This window comes from Uliginosibacterium sp. TH139, from assembly GCF_002855595.1.
Lineage (GTDB): Bacteria > Pseudomonadota > Gammaproteobacteria > Burkholderiales > Rhodocyclaceae > Uliginosibacterium > Uliginosibacterium aquaticum.
Map to the genome: position 1 here is coordinate 199,964 of NZ_PKRR01000002.1, position 21,257 is coordinate 221,220.

Here is a 21,257-nt window from a genome sequence, read left to right on the forward strand (position 1 = left end):
ACTGACCCAGCCCAAGCCCCGGCGCTTCTTTGCCTGCGCAAGGGGAATTTCCGCGCGCTCGGGTTTGCATTTGGGGCGGCTCGCGTTTACCCTAGGGCGTTTCGCCGCGCCTCGGGCGGACGGACTTCCGGCAGCGCGCCGGCAGCCCGTGCAAAGGGGCTCAGCATCTTTTCGCAACCGACGCTTCGCGTCGATATTTAGACATCAAGGGACACTCCATGAAGATCGCTCTCATCATCGAAAACAGCCAAGCCGCGAAGTCCGAGATCGTTCACAGCGCACTCAAGACCGTCGCCGAGCCCCTGGGCCACAACGTGCATCACTACGGCATGTACACCCCGGAAGACAAGGCTTCGCTCACCTACGTGATGAACGGCATCCTGGCCGGCATCCTGCTGAACTCCAAGGCTGCCGATTTCGTGGTGACCGGCTGCGGCACCGGCATGGGCGCCATGCTGGCCTGTAACTCGATGCCCGGCGTGTTCTGCGGCCTGGTAATCGACCCGACCGACGCTTTCCTGTTCGGCCAAATCAACGACGGCAACGCCATCTCCATGCCCTACGCCAAGGGCTTCGGCTGGGCTGCCGAGCTGAACCTGCAAGATTGCTACCGCAAGCTGTTCGACGGCGAACGTGGCCTGGGCTACCCCAAGGAACGCGCTGCCATCATGGCCAAGAACCGCGGCATCCTGCGCGACGTGAAGGCTGCTTCCACCAAGAGCTTCGTGGACGCACTGAAGGCCATCGACCAGGACCTGCTGAAGGCCGCCGTTGCTGGCGAGAAGTTCCAGGAACTGTTCTTCGCCAACGCGCAAGACCAGGAAATCGTGGCTTACATCAAGAGCATTCTGGCCTGATCGAAGCTCCGGCTTCCAGCCTGAAAAAAGCCCGCGTCATGCGGGCTTTTTCTTTTGGAGAACCCCACATGGTGCACACGGCAAAGATGAAGACCCAGACCCTGCGCCAGCTCGGCGGCGACTATGCGGTCGCGCGACTCGCTGCAGACTCGCCCATCCCCGACTGGGCGGATGGCGAAGGCTTCGTCTCGATCAGCCGCACGGACGAGGAGCTGTCGATCACCTGTCTCGCTGCACGTGTGCCTGCAAACGCGCAAAGCTCCGGCCCCTGGCGCTGCTTCAAGCTGCAAGGGCCTTTTGCGTTTGATGAGTACGGCATCCTACTGGCGATCGTGCGGCCCTTGTCGGAAGCTGGCCTCGGGGTGTACGTGGTGTCCAGCTACGACACGGACCACCTTCTGCTGCTGCAATCAGTCGCCGAGCGAGGTATTGAATTGCTCGAAGCAGCCGGCCACCGTGTGCTGCGCTAAGACAGGGATAAGCCCCAATGAAAAAGCCCGCTTGAAGCGGGCTTTTTCATTGGGAGCGAGCGTGATCGCTTACTTCTTCTCTTCTCCGCCCGTCAGCAGCGGGATGCTGCCTTCGGATTGCGCGCCGAGCAGGCCGGAGCGCGAGTAGATGCCGAGCTTCTGGCGCGTATCCGAGATGTCCAGATTACGCATGGTGAGCTGGCCGATGCGGTCGGCCGGGGTAAAGGCGGCGTCTTCAACCTTCTCCATCGACAGGCGCTCCGGCGCGTAGGTCAGGTTCGGGCTCTCGGTGTTCATGATCGAGTAGTCGTTGCCACGGCGCAGTTCAATCGTGACTTCACCGGTGATGGCGCGCGCCACCCAGCGCTGGGCGGTTTCGCGCAGCATCAGGCATTGCGGGTCGAACCAGCGGCCTTGATACAGCAGGCGGCCGAGCTTCATGCCGTTCATGCGGTACTGCTCGATGGTGTCTTCGTTGTGGATGCCGGTCACGAGGCGCTCGTAAGCGATGTGCAGCAGCGCCATGCCCGGGGCTTCGTAGATGCCGCGGCTCTTGGCTTCGATGATGCGGTTTTCGATCTGATCGCACATGCCCAAACCGTGACGGCCGCCGATGATGTTGGCTTCATTGAAAAGCTCAACAGCGTTGGCGAAAGTCTGGCCGTTCAGTGCGACCGGCACGCCTTCTTCAAAGCGCACCGTCACGGTTTCGGTCTTGATCACCACGTCATCACGCCAGAAGGCCACGCCCATGATCGGCTTGACGATGTGCATGCCGGCATTCAGGAATTCCAGATCCTTGGCTTCGTGGGTGGCGCCGAGCATGTTGGAATCGGTGGAATAAGCCTTCTCGACGCTCATCTTGTAGTCGAAGCCGTTGGCGATGAGGTATTCGCTCATTTCCTTGCGGCCGCCCAGCTCGTCAATGAACTGCTGGTCCAGCCAGGGCTTGTAGATCTTCAGCGCCGGGTTAGCGAGCAGGCCGTAGCGGTAGAAGCGCTCGATGTCGTTGCCCTTGTAGGTCGAGCCGTCGCCCCAGATGTTGACGCCGTCCTCCTTCATCGCCACGACCAGCGCGGTGCCGGTCACGGCACGGCCCAGCGGGGTGGTGTTGAAGTAGGTGGCACCACCGCTCTTGATATGGAAGGCGCCGCACTGGATGGCGGCAATGCCTTCAGCCACCAGCTGCGGGCGGCAGTCGATCAGGCGGGCGATCTCGGCACCGTAGGCCTTGGCCTTGCGCGGAATCTCTTCGTAATCGGATTCGTCCGGCTGGCCGAGGTTGGCGGTGTAGGCACAGGGCACGGCACCCTTGCCGCGCATCCAGTGGACGGCAGCGCTGGTGTCGAGGCCACCGGAAAAGGCGATGCCGACACGTTCGCCGGCGGGAATCTTCTGGAGGATGGTTGCGGTCACGTCAGACGTCTCGGACAGGAAATCAAGTGAAGCGCGCATTGTAACGCGTGCCTGCCGTCCGCGTCTGGCAAGGCTGAGCCCGCTGCGCCAGCCGCTTGCGGGGATCGCCCGCCGAACCGGGCGGTGCACAAGCCTCCTCCGGCACCAGCCAGCCATGCAGGCTGGGCGCCATCCACGGGTCAGCCCCCCGACTTGAGCTTCTTGATGAACGCGCCGATGCCCTGGGACAGCTCGCTGTAGAGCGGGTCGTTGCGATGCTCCAACACGATTTCGCCGAGCAACTTGAGGCCTACCGCCATGGCGGCCGCATCGTCGGCGGACAAAGTGCCGCGCTGGCGCGAACGCTCAACGATGGCGAAGATGTCGTCATGGCAGCGCGCTACGAAACTCAGCGGGGCGCGCTCCGGCAAACTGCTGCCTTCCTGCGGCAGTTGCTCAAGGGTGACACGGTAGTGATGCTTTCTCATGCTGTTTCTCCTGTCTGCGCCAGCACTCAGCTGCGCTCGATTTCCTGGGCCGCATGATCAATGGCTGCGGTGATCCTGGCGGTGGCTTCAGCATCCAGTTCGCCCTTCGCAAGACGTAGATGAAGCGCCATTTTGAAGTTGTGAATGGCACGCTGCAGCTCGGGTGAGCGACGGGCATCCGCCACCGAACCCGCCGCAGCCAGACGAGCGCGAATGCGCTCCAGTGTTTCGCGCTCGGCTTCGAGCAGCACGGCGCCTTCGGCAGTAATGGCGTACTTCTTCTTGCCGCCGTGTTCGCTGACGCTGGCCTGGCCGAGTTCTTCGAGCAGGGTCAGAGTGGGATAGATCACGCCGGGGCTCGGCGCGTAATCGCCACCGGCCAGCTCCTCGATGGCCTTGATGAGTTCGTAACCGTGCCGCGGCTGCTCCTGCAGCAGGCTCAGCACCAGCAGCTTCAGATGCCCGTGCTCGAACATCCGCTTGCCCATGCCGCCGCCCCTGAATTCGCGTCCCTCGCCCATTGGGCCGCCCCGATGATGTTTTCCGTGTGGATGGCCACCATGGCCATGATGCATGCCTCGCATGTCGTACTCCTATGTCTTGTTACATCGGCGTCCGGGTGAACGCCATGAACAAAAGATATATCTAAGAATTACTCTTATCAAGAACAAAGATATATCTTTACATTCGAACAACACGCCGGCAGCGGGCAAAAAAAAGCACGCCGGCTTGCGGCGTGCTTGCTGTGCTACCAGGGCGCTCGATCGCCCCGCCGGGCCGGCTTACTGGCGCTCGAAAGCACCCAGGTCCGGGGCCGTGCCCAGATAGGAAAGGCCTACGTTCACGCCTTTGTTGATCATCTTGCTGGAAGACGAGAGGCGGAACAGGTTGTTGCTCGGCAGGCTGCCATCGGCATTACGCGCGGCAGTAGCGAGGCTGGTGTCGAGGCTGGCGAAATCCGAGCTGCTGGCGGCCAGGCTGTTCCAGGTGTTGTTGCTCGAAGTGGCATTGGCGATGCTGTCCGCACTGGTCCCCGAGAGCGAGATGTTGTTCTTGAAGATGTGCTTGGAGCCCGAAGCGACCGGCTGGCCGAAGCCGTAGTTGATGCCGTTCTTGTAGGACGTGTTGTTGTAGAGCGTGACGCTGCCGGTGTTGCTGTTCTGGTCAAAGCCCTTCTTGACGTTACCAAAGGCAACCGACTGGGTGATCACGTTGTTCTGGGCAACGCTGTTGCCACCAAGCTTGAAGCCATTGCCGTTACCGACAAAACCGCCGTAGCCCCAGATATCGACGCCGTTCTTGAAGGCCCAGCTCTTGGAAATGATGACCTTCTGGGTGCTGTCGAAGGTATCGAAGCCATCGTCGGAGTTATTCCAGGCACGACAGCCGTAGAAGGCATTGCCGGGGCCCTGGGTCTGCTTGGACGCGAAGCCGTCCGCCATGCCACCCAGTTTCTTCGGATCGTAGTTCTCGTAAGAATCGGTATTGATGACCGTGGTATAGGAGCCGCCCTTGTTGATCTCCAGCCCGCTGTTGCGGTTGTTGTAGAAAGCGGCGTTCTCGAAAGTGTTGTAGGCGCCGGTGACGTAGGCGCCCTGGTAGCCGGCGCGGGTCACGGCGATGCCCTTGAAATACCAGTAGCTGCCGGTCACATAAAAGCCGTAGGAGCTATCGACATAGGTATTGGCGGGGAAGGAGAAGTCGATCACCGCGCGGCCGCAATTGGCGGCCACCATGTAGATCTTCGCAGCGGAGGTGCCGGACTTCGACAGGGTGATGGTGTTTTTGGCCCCGGCGGTATAGGCGATGCTGTAGGTGCCGGGCTGGAGCAGGATCATCTGCCCTGCACTCACCTTCGAGAGCGCTGTGGCAAAGCTCATCGGCGCCGAGAAGCTGGTGCCGGCGCCGCTGCTGGAGGCGCTCGGCGTCACGTAATACACCTTGGATGCCGTGAGGTTGCTGGTTTCTGTGCCGCAGCCGGTCACGGTCTGGGCATGGGCGTGGGTCATCGCGAGCAAGGCAGCGGTGCCGCCAAGCAGAAGTTTGCTGAACATGTTTTGTCTCCAATTTGTTTTGATGGCTGCGGCAGAACCACAGCATTACCACCATCGTTGCAGGCTCCGGGCTTGCGCCCGGGCCGGGCAGTAACTGTTACAAACTAATCTCCGGGCGGGATCAGCGTCAAGCGCGTCCGGCGGAGATTTCCGCAGGTCGTGACGCAGTTCCGGAACGGATCGGGCGCGGCAAGCGCCACTCTCCGCTCAAGACTTGCCGCACAGCCAGCACTGCGATTCACGGCCAAGCGGCGGGAACAATAAAAACACCACAACCACCAAAATCATCACCCAACCCCTCGTGAGGCTTCCACTCGTCGCCTGTCGATCGAGGTGACGACACTTATTCTTGCTTTGAGGATCCCGGCCAACCATCTTGATCAGGCATACGCATTCCGCATATGCCGAGCAGCCTTCAGATGCTGCAAGTCATGGAGACACTTCAAAGGAGTCAGGAATCATGTTCAAGCGATTGGTTTCCGGGGTGGTGCTTGCACTACTCGCAAGCGGCGCGCTGGCAGCGAACCGGCCCGCAGGCTTCACCACGATCTGCAACGAGGGCAAGACCTGCAGTGTGGCCAGCAATACCCAGGTGGCTTTTGGCCGTGCCGACCAGTTTTTCTACAAGACGCTGAGTGGCACTTTCCTGTGCGCCGAGGCCACCTTCGGCGGTCGCGTTGCTGGCGGCACCAATGAATGTTCGATGGCAGCCGGCAGCGCCTCGTCCAGCAGCGTGGCGGCGTCTTCCGCGGCGTCATCAGCCGCCTCATCGAAAGCTTCGTCGGCCGCCTCCAGTTCAGCCCGATCCAGCGTCGCGTCCAGTGCAGCCTCCAGCGCGGTGGCCAGCAGCGCTGCGGCATCAAGCGTGGCAGTGGATCCGACGCTGAATGCCGTCGATGGCTTCGCTGCCGCGCCGGCCTTCGGCCTCGCCACGACGACCGGTGGTGCCGGCGGGCGGGCGGTAAAGGTGAGCAACCTGACCGATCTGAAGGCGCTGACGGACAGCAACGAGAAGCTGATCATCCTGATCAACGGGGTGATCGACATGCAGGGCATGGTGCCGCTGCGCTCTGACAAGACCGTGGTCGGCCTGCCCGGTGCGAAGCTGATCAATGGCGGCTTCGAGATCTACAAGCGTCAGAACATCATCATCCGTAACGTGTTCTTCCAGGGCGCACCGGACGACACCCTGAAGATCAACCAGAATACCCACCACGTGTGGGTGGATCACTGCACGTTCTCGGACGGCGATGTGTATCCGGACGGCCTCGAGCATGACGGGCTCTTCGACATCACCCGCCAGACCTCCCACATCACGATCAGCTACAGCCACTTCAAGAACCACAGCAAGACCATGCTGATCGGCCACAGCGATGGCGCCAGCACGGATACCGGCTACCTGAAAACCTCGATCCATCACAACTGGTTCCAGACCGATCAGCGCCACCCTCGCGTGCGCTTCGGCGAGGTGCACGTCTATAACAATTTCTACGATGGCAATAAGCTCTATGGCATCGCCTCGACCATGGAGGCAGACGTGGTGGTGGAAGGCAATTACTTCCGCAATGTGCTCTATCCGGCTTACGTGGGCTATGCCGAATCCGGCCCGGGCGATCTGGTTCAGCGCAACAACGTGCTGGAGAACTCGGGCAGCCTGCAGACGCGTGGCAGCGCTTTCGATCCGGCGAGCTACTACAGCTACGCGGTGGAAAATCCGGCGGGCATTCCGGTCAAGGTCATGTCTGCCGCGGGCGTGGACAAGATTGATCCGTGGAAGGCCGCAGGCGTAGCGCCCTTCTGATTCCGTCTCCGCCGCAGAACCAGGCCGGATGCCCAGCATCCGGCCTTTTTCATGCAAGCAGCGGCCTAAGCATGCCCGCGCAGGCGCGCATCAAGCTGGTCGATCACGCCCGCCCAGTCCGCATCCACACACACCTCATTACGCAGCATCTCGCGTTGCGAGGGCGACCAGAAAGAGGCCTCCGCCAGCCGGGCGTCACCTCGCAGCGGGCCATGCGCGGCAATGAAGGCGTTGATGGCCGCGTCATCCGCAGCCAGGCCCAGTTGCGCAAACAGCGCGTTCATCGAATGGACGGGAGCTTCCATGCTGACCTCCTTGCGGGCTTGAGAATTCATTCTAGGCTGCAGACGATCCGGCAAACGCGCTGCAACGTAAAATGCCGCTATGCCCGAACTGCGCCAGCTGGCCCTCGCCGCCCTTGCCACCGCTTCGCCCGACGCGAAATGCGCAGCCCTGCGGGCCATCGCGCCAGACTGCGCACTCGATACCGCCGCCCTGTTCCAGCCCGCCACACCACTGCCAGGCCGCGAAGCGAGTCCGCAGCTGGTGATGCCGCGCGATGTGCCACAGCGCGCACTCTCCAGCCCTGCTGGCCGCGCAGCCCTGATCCACGCCCTGGCGCATATCGAGTTGAACGCGGTAAATCTGGCGCTGGACATCGTGTGGCGCTTTGCCGGCATGCCCGCGGCCTTCTACCGCGACTGGCTTGGCGTGGCACGCGAAGAGGCCGACCACTTCGAGCTGCTGCGTGCGCATCTGGCCAGCCTGGGTCATGCCTATGGCGACTTTCCGGCCCACAACGGCCTCTGGGAAATGGCGGCCAAAACCAGTGACAGCCTGCTTGCCCGCCTCGCCCTCGTCCCCCGCATGCTGGAAGCGCGCGGGCTGGACGTTTCCCCCGCCATCCGTGCCAAGCTGATTGGCGCTGGAGACATGCGTGGCGCCGAGATCCTGGACGTGATCCTGCGCGACGAGATCGGCCATGTCGCCATCGGCAACCACTGGTTCAAGCATCTGTGTGAAGCCGCCGGACGCGATCCGCTCGAAGCCTTCGCAAGCCTGGCGCGCAGCTATTCCGCCAACCTGCCGCGTGGCCCCTTCAATCTCGAGGCACGCCGCGCTGCCGGTTTCAGCGAAGCGGAACTGATCGCCCTGCAACACGCTCACCACTCCTGAGCCACACCCCTCCGGTCATCGGCCGGAGGCGAACATCGACCGCCCTTTAAACGCTTTAACAGCTCGTGATGCGAGGATCTCCGGCAATGCGGCAACGACCGCATGCCCAACACACCCAAGGAGAGCCTCATGGACAAGTCTTTTGCCGACCTGCCACCGGACCTGCGCCGCCGCCTGCTGCTCGAAGGCCTCAGCGGCTTCGGTCTGATCACCCTGTTGCAGGCGTGCGGCGGTGGCGGTGCCAGCAGCAGCGCAGCCAGCAATTCAGCTGGCGCAAGCTCGGCCAGCACCGCATCAAGTGTCAGTGGCAGCGTGGCCACAAGCAGCGCCTCGGCATCGAGCGCGCGCAGCAGTTCGGCCAGTTCCGGCAACAGCGCCTGCTCGAACATTCCGGGCGAAACAGCAGGCCCCTATCCCGCGGATGGCACCAACAGCAACAGCAGCGGTCTGGTGAATGTCCTGACCCAGAGCGGCATCGTGCGCAGCGATATCCGCGCGAGCTTTGGCAGCGCCAGCGGCGTGGCTGCCGGCGTGCCCCTCACCCTCGTGCTGACGCTCACCAACACCGCCTGCACCCCCCTGGCTGGCTACGCCGTCTATCTATGGCACTGCAATCGCGATGGCAACTACTCGCTGTACTCAACTGGCATCACGGCTGAAAACTATCTGCGCGGGGTGCAGGTCAGCGATGCCAACGGCGAAATTCGCTTCACCAGCATCTTCCCCGGCTGCTACAGCGGGCGCTGGCCGCATATCCACTTCGAGGTATATGCCTCACTGGCCGCGGCCGTGAGTGGCAATAACGATGTGAAAACCTCCCAGCTCGCCCTGCCCGCCTCCAGCTGCGCCACGGTATATGGCTCAGCCAGCGGCCAGGCCAATCTGGCGGCCATCTCGCTAAGCACCGACAACGTGTTCAGCGACGATAGCGCCGCACTGCAGATGGCGAGCGTGAGCGGCGATGTGACCACCGGCTACACAGCCAGCCTGCGCGTGAGCATCGCCACCTGAGCAGGCTGTGACGCCCTGCCACAAGAGGTACTGACCGGCGTTAAGATGCGCGTCCGTACGGAGCGAGACGCTCCGTCATACCTATAAACGGAGACATCTTCATGCCGGTCAAACTGATCCAGTCGACGCCGTCTGCCTACACTTATCCGCTGCTGATCAAGCAGTTGCTGCACACCCCGCTGGCCACGGCGCCGGATCAAGAGATCAGCTATCGCGGCGGTCTGCGCTACAGCTATCGGGAATTCCGCCAGCGCCTCGGACGCCTGGCCAATGCCCTGGGCGCTCTGGGTGTGGAAGCCGGCCAGACCGTGGCGATGATGGACTGGGACAGCCACCGCTATCTCGAGTGCTTCTTTGCCGTGCCGATGATGGGTGCGATCCTGCAGACCGTGAACGTGCGCCTCTCGGCCGAGCAGATCCTCTACACCCTGAACCATGCCGAGGCGGATGTGGTGCTGGTGAACGAAGAGTTCTTCCCGCTGCTCGCCGCGATCGCCCCCCGCCTCACGCGGGTACGGCATTTCGTGCTGATCAGCGATGAGGCGGCGCCCAAGGCAGCACCGGTCCCCCTCGCTGGCGAATACGAAGCCCTGCTCGGTGCGGCAGCGGCCGACTACGACTTCCCGGATTTCGACGAGAACGCGCAAGCCACCGTGTTCTACACCACCGGCACTACCGGTGAGCCCAAGGGTGTCTACTTCAGCCATCGCCAGCTCGTGCTGCACACCCTGTCGCTGGCCAGCTCGCTGGGCACCGCGCCGGGCCAGGGGCGCATGCACCGTGAGGACGTGTACATGCCGATCACGCCGATGTTCCATGTGCATGCCTGGGGCTTCCCGTATCTGGCGACGATGCTGGGCCTGCGCCAGGTGTATCCCGGCAAGTACCTGCCGGACAGCCTGCTGCGCCTGATCCGCGAGGAAAAAGTCACTTACTCGCATTGCGTACCGACCATCCTGCACATGCTGCTGACCCATCCACACACCGCAAGCGTAGATTTCTCCGGCTGGAAGGTGGTGATCGGTGGCTCCGCCCTGCCGCAGGCCCAAGCCATCGCCGCGATGGCTCGCGGCATCGATCTGTTCACCGGCTACGGCATGTCCGAAACCTGTCCGGTGCTGACCCTGGCCAACCTCAACAGCGCCGACCTGGCACGCAGCACCGAAGAGCAGGCCACGCTGCGCGCAAAAACCGGCCGGCCGATGCCGCTGGTTGATCTGCGCGTGGTGGATCCGCACATGGCGGAGCTGGCGCACGATGGTGCCGCCACCGGCGAAGTCGTCGTGCGCACACCCTGGCTGACCCAAGGCTACCTGCGCGCACCGGAAGCCTCCGAGCATCTGTGGGATGGCGGCTATCTCCACACTCAGGACATTGGCCACATCGACGCCCGCGGCTTCCTCAAGATCACCGACCGGATCAAGGATGTGATCAAGACCGCAGGCGAATGGACTTCCTCACTGGCGCTGGAAGACGTAGTCGGCAAGCACGAAGCCGTGCTCGAAGTGGCCGTGATCGGTGTGCCGGACGCAAAGTGGGGCGAACGCCCGCTGGCCCTGGTGGTGCTGAAGCCGGATTTCGACGGCAAGGTGACGGAGCATGCCCTCCGCAACTTCTCGGCCCACCTGATCGAAGCCACCGGCATCTCGCGCCACGGCGTGCTGCTTCAGGTGCAATTCGTACAGGCACTCGCCAAGACCAGTGTCGGCAAGATCAACAAGCGCGCCATGCGCGAAGAACGCCTGGGCTGAATGCCCGGCATGCGTGCGGACGTAGCCGCGCTTCAGGCGCTCTGCAAAGTCAATCAGGCACTTCTGGCACACCACTGGCCTGAGCGCTGATCGTCGCCGGGCCACGCCCCGGTTAAGACGCCGGCCGCCTCGGCCAGCGCTGCACAAACCATCCCCCCACCAGACCGGCACCCTGCCGGTCTGGATCTCCCCTGCACAGCTTCAATCGCCCACGCACACGCGCCACAGAGCGGGAGCCTTGCCTGCCCATCGACAGACGCTGCGTTTGCACAAAAGCAACAGACTTAAAAAAACCAGATAGTTACCGAAAACATTTAATTTGTTTTCGGTAACATATCTCCCCAGAAGCTGCACAAGCAGCCATATCCAGTTTTCATCTGCGGGCCAGGCCTTCTGGCGCAGGCAGATCCGGGGGGCTAAGCAAGATCCGGCAGCCCTTTGCGCCTTCTGGCGCCCTCCCCTGAACGCAATGGCCACACTGGCCCCGGCACCTCTGCACGCTAAGCAGAGGCCGTCTCCGGTGTGGGGAAGTTCGATGCCCGCAGGCCTGGTCGCCAGAATCTGGCGCCATGCGGCGGGCAGGCAGGTGGCCGGGCTCACTCACAGGTGGGTCCGGGGTATGTAAAACAAGAGGAGACAAAATGAACATGATCAAGCGATGCGGCAGCCTTGCCGCAACAACGCTGCTCTGCGCGCTGGTGCTGTCCGCCTGCGGCGGCGGTGGCAGCTCCGGCTCATCGGAAACAGGCGGCTCGGCAAACAGTGCTTCGAGCGCAGGCACGTCAGCCAGCACATCCAGTGCGGCCACTAACAGCAGCGCCAGTTCCAACGCTGCCTCCAGCACGGCAACCAGCACCAGCTCGGTGGCCAGCGCCCAGACCTGCCCAGCCACCAGCAGCAATCTCTACTTCTGCGATGACTTCCAGGCCGGCAACACAGACAACTGGGATCTGACGGCCAACACCGGCGGCGCCTTCAGCGTAGAAGACACTACCGACTTTGCCGGCGCCACGACGAAGGCCCTCAAATACACCGCAGGCGGCACGGCCAGCAACGCGGTGATCGCCCTGATCAAAGATACCGTGTGGACGGCCAAGCTCGGCAACAAGGCGGACTACTACGTTGAGGCTCGCATCAAGCCCCTCACCAACGGCACCACCGGCAACAAGCAGCTCTATATGCTCGGTCGCTACACAGCGAGCAACAACTGGTACCTTGGCGGCCTCAACGTGCAGAACAGCACCGGCAGTACCCAGGTTGAAGCCGGTTACATGAAGGCGGGCACCATCACCCGCGCCGTACAGACCAAGCGCGCGATCAGCCAGGACAGCAACTGGTACAAGGTGCGCCTGGAAATCTCCGGCAGCACCATCACCGTCTACATGGATGGCGAAAACCTCGGCACGACGACCGACGCGACCTTCACCAGCGGCAAGATCGGCTTGTTCACCAACAACAAGTCCTTCTTCATCGACGACATCAAGGTGGGCAATCCGGCCGACAAGCCAGTGCTGTTCTCGATCAGCCCGGCAGCAACCACGTATGCGGCCGATGCGGGTGACAGCCCCTACACCATCACCGTGAATGCGGCCAAGAGCGATGGCACGACTGCGGACGACTTCAGCGTGGTCTCCGACAAGCCCGGCGTCGTCAGCGTGAGCAAGGGCGCCACCACCGGCACCAGCACGACCGTCACCCTGACCCCGCTGACCGCCGGCACGGCAAACATCACCTTCACCAGCGGCTCGGACAGCACGCTGATCAAGAAGATCGCCGCCACCATCGCCCCGCAGTACGTGGACTCCACCGCCACCTACTCGCTGAGCGCCAGCCAGGTCTATCCGGCCCCGGCAGCCACCACCGCCTACACCGACGACAATCTGAAGCTGACTTTCGATTCCGCCCCGACCCTGGGCAGCGCCGGCACCATCCGCATCTTCAAGAGCGATGGCACCCTGGTCGACCGCATCAATCTGAGTGGCGAAAGCGACAGCATCGGCGTCTCCGGCAGCAACCGGCGCGGCGTGGCCACCACCCCGATCCAGATCAGTGGCAACACGGTGACCATCACGCCCCACAGCGGCAAGCTGGCCTACGGCACGAGCTACTACGTGGGCATCTCCAGCACTGCCTTCAGCGGCGCCACCCTCAACGGCAAGGCTTTCGCCGGCATCGGCAAAGCCGCAGGCTGGAGCTTCACCACCAAATCGACGGCACCGGCCGCCACGCTCACCACCATCACGGTGGACGATGACGGCAGCAGCGCTGACTACCGCAGCGTGCAGGGCGCCCTGAACCATGTGATGACCAACATCAGCGTCAGCAACCCGGTCATCGCGGTGAAGAACGGCACCTACAACGAGCTGCTGTATCTCTACAACCGTGCCGGCGTCACCATCCAGGGCGAAAGCCGCTCCGGTGTGGTCCTGCAGTACAACAACTACGAAACCCTGAACTCGGGCAGTGGCACCAGCGCCACCGGCGCGCCGACCTCGGGTGGCGGCCGTGCCGTGTTCTTCGCGGAAAACAGCGATCTGCTCACGCTCGATACGCTGACCCTGAAGAGCACCCACACCCGCGCCAGCACCTACTCGAACCAGGCCGAAGTCATCTTCTTCAAATCAAGCACCGCCACGCTGACCAGCGGCCACCGCCTGATCGCCAAGAACGCTGACTTCTACAGCGAGCAGGACACGCTGCAACTGCAGGGCTACACCTGGTTCTACAACACCAAGGTGTCCGGCAATGTGGACTTCATCTGGGGCAACAACTACGCGTCGCTGTTCGAAAACAGCATCATCGAAATGATCGGCGACTCGCAGTACCCCGCCAGCAACGCCAGCTATGCCAACGGCACGGGGGGCTACATCCTGCAGGCCCGCACCTACTCCGGCGGCAAGGGCTTCGTGTTCCTGAACAGCTCGCTGACCTACGCTGACGGCCCCGCCGGCGTGAAGGTGGCTACCGGCAGCAATGCCTCCAGCTACCTGGCCCGCGCTGCAGCAGGCACCTGGGTAGACAACATCGCCTTCGTGAGCTGCAAGATGGATACCCACATCATCCCGCTGGGCTGGGCTGCCAATGTTTCCGGCAATCCGGCACCGAACCCGGCGACGGCCACCGCCAGCACCGGTTGGCGCGAGTACGGCAGCATGGACATGAGCGGCAATCCGCTCACGGTCTCGGGCCGCTCGAGCAACAGCCTGCAACTCACCGCCACGGATCTCGGCACCGCCGGCCTCAGCGATCGCAACGCAGTGTTCAGCGCCATTGGCTGGACGCCGACTCCGTAAGGCATCGCGCCCCGGCAATGAAAAAAGGATGGCTACGGCCATCCTTTTTTTACGTTTGCTCACGCCACGGCAACTGATTTGCGTGCCGGCGTCGGCTAGGCTGGAAGCTGCCCCGCACCGAGGAGAAAGCCATGCGCCCGCCCCTGCTTGAGGATGACGCGATCCAGGCCGCACTGATTACGCTGAACACCCACAACGAACACCCCTGGCAAGTGCAGGAAGGCAAACTCGTGAAGACCTTCCGCTTCGATGATTTTCGCGCGGCCTTTGGCTTCATGACCCGCGTGGCCGACGCAGCCAATACGCTGGATCACCACCCGGAATGGCGCAACGTGTACAACCGCGTCCAGGTCGCGCTCACCACCCACGATGCGGGCGGCATCACGGAGCTGGACTTCCGTCTGGCGCAAGCCATGGAAACCGCGCTGGCGCAGGGCACGCCAGAATAAAAAACTGGCAGAGTGCCTCTGCCAGCCAATCCTCGAACGCGACTCCGGTCTGCTTTACCAGAGCACGCTGCGGAACTCGTCAGCCCAGCGCCCGGCGCCGAACTGGGTGCTCTCCAGATGGGTCTCGTCCAGATACTCCTGGCGCTCGATTTCAACATCCGCCATGAAATCAGCAGCATCCACATAGCCATGGTTTTCTTCAGTGCTCATGATCATCTCCCTGCCTGAAAACGTTGTGCCATCACCCGGAAGCCAGCCAGCTTCCACCTGAAGCCCAGCAAAAGACGTTCCCGTTTTTTTGCGGCGCAATATCCAACCTGTCGGAAAACCGCCTCTAGCAAGGAGCAGAAAATCTTCTTATGCGGTTTCAGCACTCGGCAAGCAAGGGAATCATCTTCCTTCAGGCGCCGGCAAGGTGCATGAAATTCGGTCGTAGTGCTTGATCAGTGCGCAGGATTCACCACCCCGCAATCCTCCCGTAGCGCCCCTGTCATCGCCCTCCGCCAGAGTGCCGGGTTTTACATCCGCAAGCCCAGAGGATCATCGATGCATCACGCCCATAAACAACTGATCGCCGCACTGCTCGCCGCCTGGAGCAGTCTGGCCGCCGCGCAACAAGCCGTCACAGCAGAGCTCGCCGGTCATGCCAGCCTGCCCTTCAACACCGTGACCCAGGCGCCGAAAGCCGCCGGCCCGCTGTTCGCCACGGCCGGCAAGTTCGCCAATAACGAGCGCACCCGCAAGGATCAACTCGGCACGGAGCGGACCAATACCTCCGTAGGCGACCCGAAGGCGCCGCGCGCCTCGGGCGGAGCCCTGCCGATCAAGGGCCAGGCCGTACAGGGGTTCTCCGGCATCGTGGCACTGGACCGTGAGCATTTCCTGGCCCTCACCGACAACGGCTTCGGCAACAAGATCAATTCACAGGATGCCCTGCTGATGGTGCATCGCCTCAAGGTGGACTGGGCCAGTGGCAAGACCCGGGTCGAGAAGACCATCTTCCTGCACGACCCGGATCGCAAGCTGCCCTTCTTCATCCTCAACGAGAACAGCAAGGAGCGTTACCTGACCGGCGCCGATCTGGATGTGGAGTCGATCCAGGTCGTCGGCAAGGAATGGTGGATCGGCGACGAATTCGGGCCTTACGTGCTGCGCGTCACGCCGGAAGGCCGCGTGCTGGGCGTGATCGAAACCGTCGTCAATGGCAAGGCCTACCGCTCGCCGGACCATTATCTGAATGGCCGCGTCGGCAACCTGCCCTCCGATGGCGTGCCTGCCTGGCAGGTACGCCGCTCGGGCGGCTTCGAGCCGATGGCCCAGTCGCCCGACGGCAAAACGCTCTACCCGATGTTCGAGTGGCCGCTCTACGACGCCACCACCAAGGCCTTCGAGCAGGCGGACGGCAAACCCTATACCCATATCCTCGAACTTGATGTGGCCAGCCAACGCTACACCGGCCGCGAATGGAAGTACCGCTTCGAAGAAGCCGGCAATGTGGCGGCAGACTTCCAGTTGCTGGACGCCGGCAGCGGCCTCGTGATCGAACGCGATGACGCCAGCGAAGGCGTCGGCCCCGGCTGCCAGGCCGAGCCGCTGCGCACCGACTGCTTCACCCGCCCGGCCCGCTTCAAGCGCATCTACAAGATCGATCTGGCCAACCTGGACGCTGATGGCTTCGTGCGCAAGATCGCCTATATCGATCTGACCCGCATCGCCAACCCGCAGCACCGGGCAAAACTGGGGCCCAACGAAGACAACTTCATGCTGCCGCACCTCGGGCCGGAGGGACTCACGATCGTCGACCGCCATCACATCGTGGTCGTGAACGACAACAACTTCCCCTACTCCTCAGGCCGCCAGATCGGCAAGCCGGATGACAACGAGCTGACCCTGCTCGATATCCGTGCGCTGGTCGACGCCCGCTGAGCGCCTGCCCGGCCCTGCCTCTCCGGTGGCAGGGTCGGCCGCCTCCCCATCCGAATTCACGAGGATTACCATGCAGCCATCCTTCCTCCTGCCCCTGATCGCCATGAGCCTGAGCCTCGCTGCCTGCGCCACCGACAGCCTCCGCCTTGGCCGCGCGCCTGACGCGCAGCCACTGGTGATTGCCCACCGCGGCGCCAGCGCCCATCGCCCCGAACACACCCTCGCCGCCTATCAGCTGGCCATCGAACAAGGTGCCGACGTGATCGAGCCGGATCTCGTGATCACCCGTGACGGCGTGCTGGTCGCCCGCCACGAGAACGAGATCGGTGGCACCACCGATGTCGCCCGCCATCCGGAATTCGCCCGCCGCAAAACGCGCAAGGAAATCGATGGCATCCCGGTGGAAGGCTGGTTCACCGAAGACTTCACGCTCACCGAACTCAAGACCCTGCGTGCCCGCGAACGCATTCCAGCCAATCGGCCGGCCAATACCGCCTTCGACGGCCAGTTCGAGATCCCGACCCTCGATGAGGTGATTGCCTTGGTCAAGACCCATGAACAGAAGACCGGGCAGCGCATTGCGATCTACCCTGAAACCAAGCATCCGAGTTACTTCCGCCAACTCGGCCTGCCGCTCGAAGAACCGCTGGTGGCCACCCTGCATGCGGCCGGCTGGCGCGGCAAACAGGCACCGGTCTTCATCCAGAGCTTCGAAGTGGGCAACCTCAAGCGCCTGCGCGGCATGACCGATCTGCCCCTGGTGCAACTGCTCGACAACCCGGCTAACGCGCCGGCCGCCAATGGCACGCCGCGCAACAAGCCGTGGGATTTCATCGCCAGCCAAGATCCGCGCAGCTACGCCGATCTTGCCACTGCAGCCGGCCTGCGCGAGATCGCCAGTTATGCCGACGCAGTAGGCCCGTACAAGGAAATCGTGATCCCACGAACCGCCGACAACCACCTCGGGCAGCCCGGCCGCTTCGTGGTCGACGCCCATGCCGCCGGGCTGGCAATCCACATCTGGACCCTGCGCCCGGAAAACCCCTTCCTGCCTGTCGAGTTTCGCCAGGGCGAGCGCAGCTCACCCAGTGCGCGCGGCGACATGGCCAGCGAAATCGCTGCCTACCTGAAGGCCGGCGTGGATGGCTTCTTCAGCGACGATCCGCTAGCCGCCCGCGCCGCTGTAAAGCAATTCAGCAGCACTCGCTGAAACCGCCCGCCCGGTGTCGCCACAATGAAAAACGGCCCGTAAAGGGCCGTTTTTCCTGGGTTGGTGTCGTTCTCAGCGATTGGCGCAGAAGCCGATCGAAGTATTCACCGCCCCCGCAGCCAGGCTGCCGTTCCAGGCCATGCCCTTGAAGCTCACCGTGCTGCCGCTCTGGCTCCAGGTGGCATTCCACATCTGGCTGAGCTTTCCTTCCACGTTCATCGCAGCGCTCCAGGTCACACTGCTGCTGCCGGTGTTGGTGAGACGCACGGTAGCGCAGTAGCCCGACCCCCAATCATTGTTCACGGTGTAGCTGGCGCTGACCGAGCCGGCCCCCGCGGCGCTGGAGCTGCTCGCCGAACTCGCTGCAGAACTGGCTGCCGAGCTGCGGGCGGCCGAACTGGCGGCGGATGAAGCGGCGCTGGACGAAGCACGCGAAGAACTGGCAGCCATTGCGCTCGACGCAGCCGCAGAGGACGCGGCGCGGGAGGAGCTGGCCGCACTGCTGACGCTGCTGCTGGAGGCCGCACGCGAAGACGCCGCAGCACTGGAAGCGGCGCTACTGGAGGCGGCTGAGCTGGAAGCCACGCTGGACGAAGCGCTGCTGGTCGAGGCATTCACCACCATCAGGCGCTTGAGCAAGGCCAGCTTGTCGCTGCGCACGGTCTTCCAGTCATCCTGCAGGATGCCGCCGGTGTCACCGCTGTTCGGGTTCCACGACCAGTAGAAGAAGTTGGTGATGCGGCGCTCGATCAGGTAATCGACCAGCTTGTCCTGCCAGATCTTGTCCTTGGCTTGACCCTGACCATACTTGCCGCCGAACTCACCCGGCACCACGGCATAGTTGAGGCTGGCCGCAAAACCGAACTGGGCATCCCAGATCGCCGGCATGTTGTTCGGGAAGGCGCTGTCGCTGAAATACGGCTGCATGTAAACGTCCGGGCCATACACGTGCGGCGAGAGCACCAGGCGGTTACGCGGGATGTCCAGCGGATAGCACTTCAGCGGGGTGATGTTGCCGCCCCACCAGTAAGCACGGTAATCCGAGCAGCCATCATTGGCGCTGATGCCTTCAACGAACATCAGCCAGTCCGGCGCCACTGCCAGCACGGCCTTGGCTGCACGCTCGGCGGCCTTGTTCCAGTCCGTGGTGGCCTTGCTGTTGCCCCAGCTTGCCGCCCCATGCGGCTCGTTCTTCAGATCTAGGCCAATCACGCCGGCGACGCTCTTGTAGCGATCCGCCACGAACTTGAGATCGGCAATCCACTGTGCTTCGGTGTAGCTGTCGGTGTACCACAGCTCGGAAATCGCGTTGCAGTCCGGGCGGTGATGATCCAGCAGCACATACATGCCTTCCGCTGAGAGCTGCTTCACCACCTTGTCGAGCAATTGCAGCGAGTTCAGTCCGGAAAGATCCGGGTTGGCCGAATAATTGATGCTGTTGGGGGCCACGCCACGCAGGGTATTAGGGCAGAACGGCAGGCGCACAGCGTTGAAACCACTGGCCTTGATCTGGGCGATCGAGTCTTTCCAGTTGATCGTCCACAGCCCGTGCAGGGTGTAGTTGGTGGTTTCGAAACCGAACCAGTTCACGCCGTTGAGGCGGATTTCCTGGCCCTGGGCATTGAGCAGACGGCCGCTGTCATTGACCGAATAGGCCTGTGCAGCCGCACTCAAGGTCAGTGCGGTCGCGCACAACAGTGCAGAAAGGATGCGTCGGACTTGCATTGGTGGACTCCCCGGATATTCGTGCGGCCTGGCGCAATAGCTACGCCAGCCACCCGGATTGAATGGCGCTCGCAGCTTATGCGGGCTACGCCGGAGAAATGCGGGTGGGCCGACAGGCGAGTGCGATACGCCGCACCAGCGGAGTTTGTCCGGAATCCACCTGGACTCATGCCGGCCGGATAAAACCGACCGGGCCGGCAGATCAGGCCTGCGCGATCAGGGTTCTCAATTGCTCGAGGTTTTCCGCTTCGCTGCGCACCCGGAAAATCGCTCCCTCTTCGCTGGCGCTCTCTTCCAGCACTGCGCAGCTGGCATAAATGTCCTTGCGCAACTGTTGCGCAGACCAGGGCAGGAGCAGCTCGCCCTCAACCAAATCCTGCTGGAAGAAAGCCACGATGCGAGCGTGCATGCGAGCCACGTCAGCCGGATTACGCGCACTCATCACCACGCAGTCCGGATACTTTTCACGCAGCGCGGCTGTGCAGGCGGCCTGAGCGGCTTCGTCGCCCACGAAATCGATCTTGTTGAAGACCCGGATGCGCGGCAACTCGTCCGCACCGATCTCGGCCAGCACATGGTCGGTCACTTCGAGCTGGCGCTCGAACCCGGGGTCGCTCGCGTCAATCACATGCAGCAGCAACTCCGCATCCAGCGCCTCGTCCAGCGTGGATTTGAACGAGGCCACGAGGCCATGCGGCAAATTCTTGATGAAGCCCACCGTATCGCTCACCAATACCCGCGGTACGCTCTCCGGGTAGAGGGCGCGCACGGTGGTATCGAGCGTCGCAAACAACTTGTTGGCCACCAGCACCTCACTGCCGGTCAGTGCCCGCATCAGGGTGGACTTGCCGGCATTCGTGTAACCCACCAGAGCGACACCGGCGAGGCCTTTCCGCTCCTGACGGCGCGCACGCTGAGTCTTGCGCTCGGCCTCCATGGCAACGATCTCGAGCTGCAGCTCGGCGATCCGGTCGCGGATCTTGCGACGGTCCAGTTCAGTATGCGATTCACCGGCCCCCCGGCCCCCCATGCCGCTACGCTGGCGGCCCTGTGGCCCGGCCAGCTTGGCCGCTTCACGCAGGCGCGGCGCCATGTAACCGAGCCGCGCGATCTCGACCTGTGCCTTGGCTGCCCGCGAGCGTGCATTGCGGTGGAAGATCTCGAGGATGACCATGGTGCGGTCCATCACCTCGCAGCCCACGGCCAATTCCAGGTTACGGGCCTGCGAAGGCGAAATTTCGTGATCCACCAGAAGCGCCTCGATCTCGCCGCCCTCCGGCTCGCTCAGCAGCGGTGTGCCATCGAGTTCATCAAAAGCGGCCACACCATTCACGTACTCGGCGATTTCCTGGCGCTTGCCCGCCCCGAGGTAGCCAGTCTGGTCAAAACCAGCGCGCTTCTGCACAAAGCACTTCACCACCGTAAAGCCCAGCGTTTTTGCCAGTTCGCGCAGCTCCATGAGCGAAGCTTCGAACTCGACATCACTAACCTGCGGCAGTTGCACCGCAGCCATGATCGCGCGGCGGGCTTGGTCTTCCTGTTTCATGCGGGAGGGGCTTCTCTTCTAACAAATGAAGCCGGATGGTACATGGCTCTGCACCCGAAACCCGAGCCCACAAGCATTCAATGCGAAATACTCACGCGCAGAGGC

General features: G+C 62.8%; 18 protein-coding genes. 10 read left to right on the forward strand and 8 right to left on the reverse strand.

Annotated features, from left to right (window positions below; genetic code table 11):
- The first annotated feature begins 218 nt into the window (after positions 1-218).
- Both C0V76_RS04500 and C0V76_RS04505 read left to right on the forward strand, forming a co-directional pair.
- Positions 219-857 (forward strand): RpiB/LacA/LacB family sugar-phosphate isomerase, encoded by a 639-nt coding sequence (locus tag C0V76_RS04500; RefSeq protein WP_101941192.1) that lies wholly within the window; start codon positions 219-221, stop codon positions 855-857.
- A gap of 68 nt (positions 858-925) precedes the next feature.
- Positions 926-1,327: an ACT domain-containing protein gene (locus tag C0V76_RS04505; protein ID WP_254048188.1), complete on the forward strand. Its 402-nt coding sequence runs from the start codon at positions 926-928 to the stop codon at positions 1,325-1,327.
- A 69-nt stretch (positions 1,328-1,396) separates the two neighbouring features.
- Here the strand turns inward: C0V76_RS04505 and argG are convergent, their stop codons facing one another.
- From argG to C0V76_RS04525, 4 genes are all read right to left on the reverse strand, one after another.
- Entirely contained in the window at positions 1,397-2,782 is a 1,386-nt protein-coding gene (argG, locus tag C0V76_RS04510) for an argininosuccinate synthase (RefSeq protein WP_101941193.1), read from the reverse strand.
- 140 nt (positions 2,783-2,922) lie between these two features.
- Positions 2,923-3,210, reverse strand: a complete 288-nt coding sequence (locus C0V76_RS04515; RefSeq protein WP_101941194.1) for a DUF3861 domain-containing protein — start codon at positions 3,208-3,210, stop codon at positions 2,923-2,925.
- A gap of 26 nt (positions 3,211-3,236) precedes the next feature.
- A complete protein-coding gene (locus C0V76_RS04520; RefSeq protein ID WP_101941195.1) occupies positions 3,237-3,794 on the reverse strand; it encodes a PadR family transcriptional regulator in 558 nt (185 codons plus the stop codon).
- Positions 3,795-3,992: 198 nt separating this feature from the next.
- Positions 3,993-5,264, reverse strand: coding sequence for a right-handed parallel beta-helix repeat-containing protein (locus tag C0V76_RS04525; RefSeq protein WP_101941196.1), 1,272 nt, complete (start codon positions 5,262-5,264; stop codon positions 3,993-3,995).
- 460 nt (positions 5,265-5,724) lie between these two features.
- Here C0V76_RS04525 and C0V76_RS04530 point away from each other — a divergent pair, with 460 nt between their 5' ends.
- The gene (locus tag C0V76_RS04530; protein WP_101941197.1) at positions 5,725-7,065 is read left to right on the forward strand and encodes a polysaccharide lyase family 1 protein; all 1,341 of its coding nucleotides are present in this window, start codon (positions 5,725-5,727) and stop codon (positions 7,063-7,065) included.
- Between the two features lie 65 nt (positions 7,066-7,130).
- On the opposite strand, the gene C0V76_RS04535 is transcribed toward C0V76_RS04530, so the two are convergent.
- Complete coding sequence (locus tag C0V76_RS04535; RefSeq protein ID WP_101941662.1) at positions 7,131-7,370, reverse strand: DUF2789 domain-containing protein; 240 nt, start codon at positions 7,368-7,370, stop codon at positions 7,131-7,133.
- Between the two features lie 79 nt (positions 7,371-7,449).
- Between C0V76_RS04535 and C0V76_RS04540 the strand changes: the two genes are divergently transcribed.
- From C0V76_RS04540 to C0V76_RS04560, 5 genes are all read left to right on the forward strand, one after another.
- The gene (locus C0V76_RS04540; RefSeq protein ID WP_101941198.1) at positions 7,450-8,241 is read left to right on the forward strand and encodes a ferritin-like domain-containing protein; all 792 of its coding nucleotides are present in this window, start codon (positions 7,450-7,452) and stop codon (positions 8,239-8,241) included.
- 129 nt (positions 8,242-8,370) lie between these two features.
- Positions 8,371-9,252, forward strand: coding sequence for an intradiol ring-cleavage dioxygenase (locus C0V76_RS04545; RefSeq protein ID WP_101941199.1), 882 nt, complete (start codon positions 8,371-8,373; stop codon positions 9,250-9,252).
- Positions 9,253-9,353: 101 nt separating this feature from the next.
- Positions 9,354-11,003, forward strand: coding sequence for a fatty acid--CoA ligase (locus tag C0V76_RS04550; RefSeq protein WP_101941200.1), 1,650 nt, complete (start codon positions 9,354-9,356; stop codon positions 11,001-11,003).
- Between the two features lie 641 nt (positions 11,004-11,644).
- Positions 11,645-14,296 carry a pectinesterase family protein gene (locus C0V76_RS04555; protein ID WP_101941201.1) on the forward strand — a complete coding sequence of 884 codons (2,652 nt, stop codon included), beginning with the start codon at positions 11,645-11,647 and terminating at the stop codon, positions 14,294-14,296.
- 131 nt (positions 14,297-14,427) lie between these two features.
- Complete coding sequence (locus C0V76_RS04560) at positions 14,428-14,745, forward strand: 4a-hydroxytetrahydrobiopterin dehydratase (RefSeq protein WP_101941202.1); 318 nt, start codon at positions 14,428-14,430, stop codon at positions 14,743-14,745.
- Positions 14,746-14,799: 54 nt separating this feature from the next.
- On the opposite strand, the gene C0V76_RS19855 is transcribed toward C0V76_RS04560, so the two are convergent.
- Positions 14,800-14,955, reverse strand: coding sequence for a hypothetical protein (locus C0V76_RS19855; protein WP_158239144.1), 156 nt, complete (start codon positions 14,953-14,955; stop codon positions 14,800-14,802).
- Positions 14,956-15,291: 336 nt separating this feature from the next.
- Here C0V76_RS19855 and C0V76_RS04565 point away from each other — a divergent pair, with 336 nt between their 5' ends.
- Entirely contained in the window at positions 15,292-16,671 is a 1,380-nt protein-coding gene (locus C0V76_RS04565) for an esterase-like activity of phytase family protein (RefSeq protein WP_101941203.1), read from the forward strand.
- Between the two features lie 70 nt (positions 16,672-16,741).
- Complete coding sequence (locus C0V76_RS04570; RefSeq protein WP_101941204.1) at positions 16,742-17,881, forward strand: glycerophosphodiester phosphodiesterase; 1,140 nt, start codon at positions 16,742-16,744, stop codon at positions 17,879-17,881.
- 72 nt (positions 17,882-17,953) lie between these two features.
- On the opposite strand, the gene C0V76_RS04575 is transcribed toward C0V76_RS04570, so the two are convergent.
- The gene (locus tag C0V76_RS04575; RefSeq protein WP_101941205.1) at positions 17,954-19,606 is read right to left on the reverse strand and encodes a glycoside hydrolase family 5 protein; all 1,653 of its coding nucleotides are present in this window, start codon (positions 19,604-19,606) and stop codon (positions 17,954-17,956) included.
- A 202-nt stretch (positions 19,607-19,808) separates the two neighbouring features.
- A complete protein-coding gene (gene hflX / locus C0V76_RS04580; RefSeq protein WP_101941206.1) occupies positions 19,809-21,152 on the reverse strand; it encodes a GTPase HflX in 1,344 nt (447 codons plus the stop codon).
- Between the last annotated feature and the right edge of the window lie 105 nt (positions 21,153-21,257).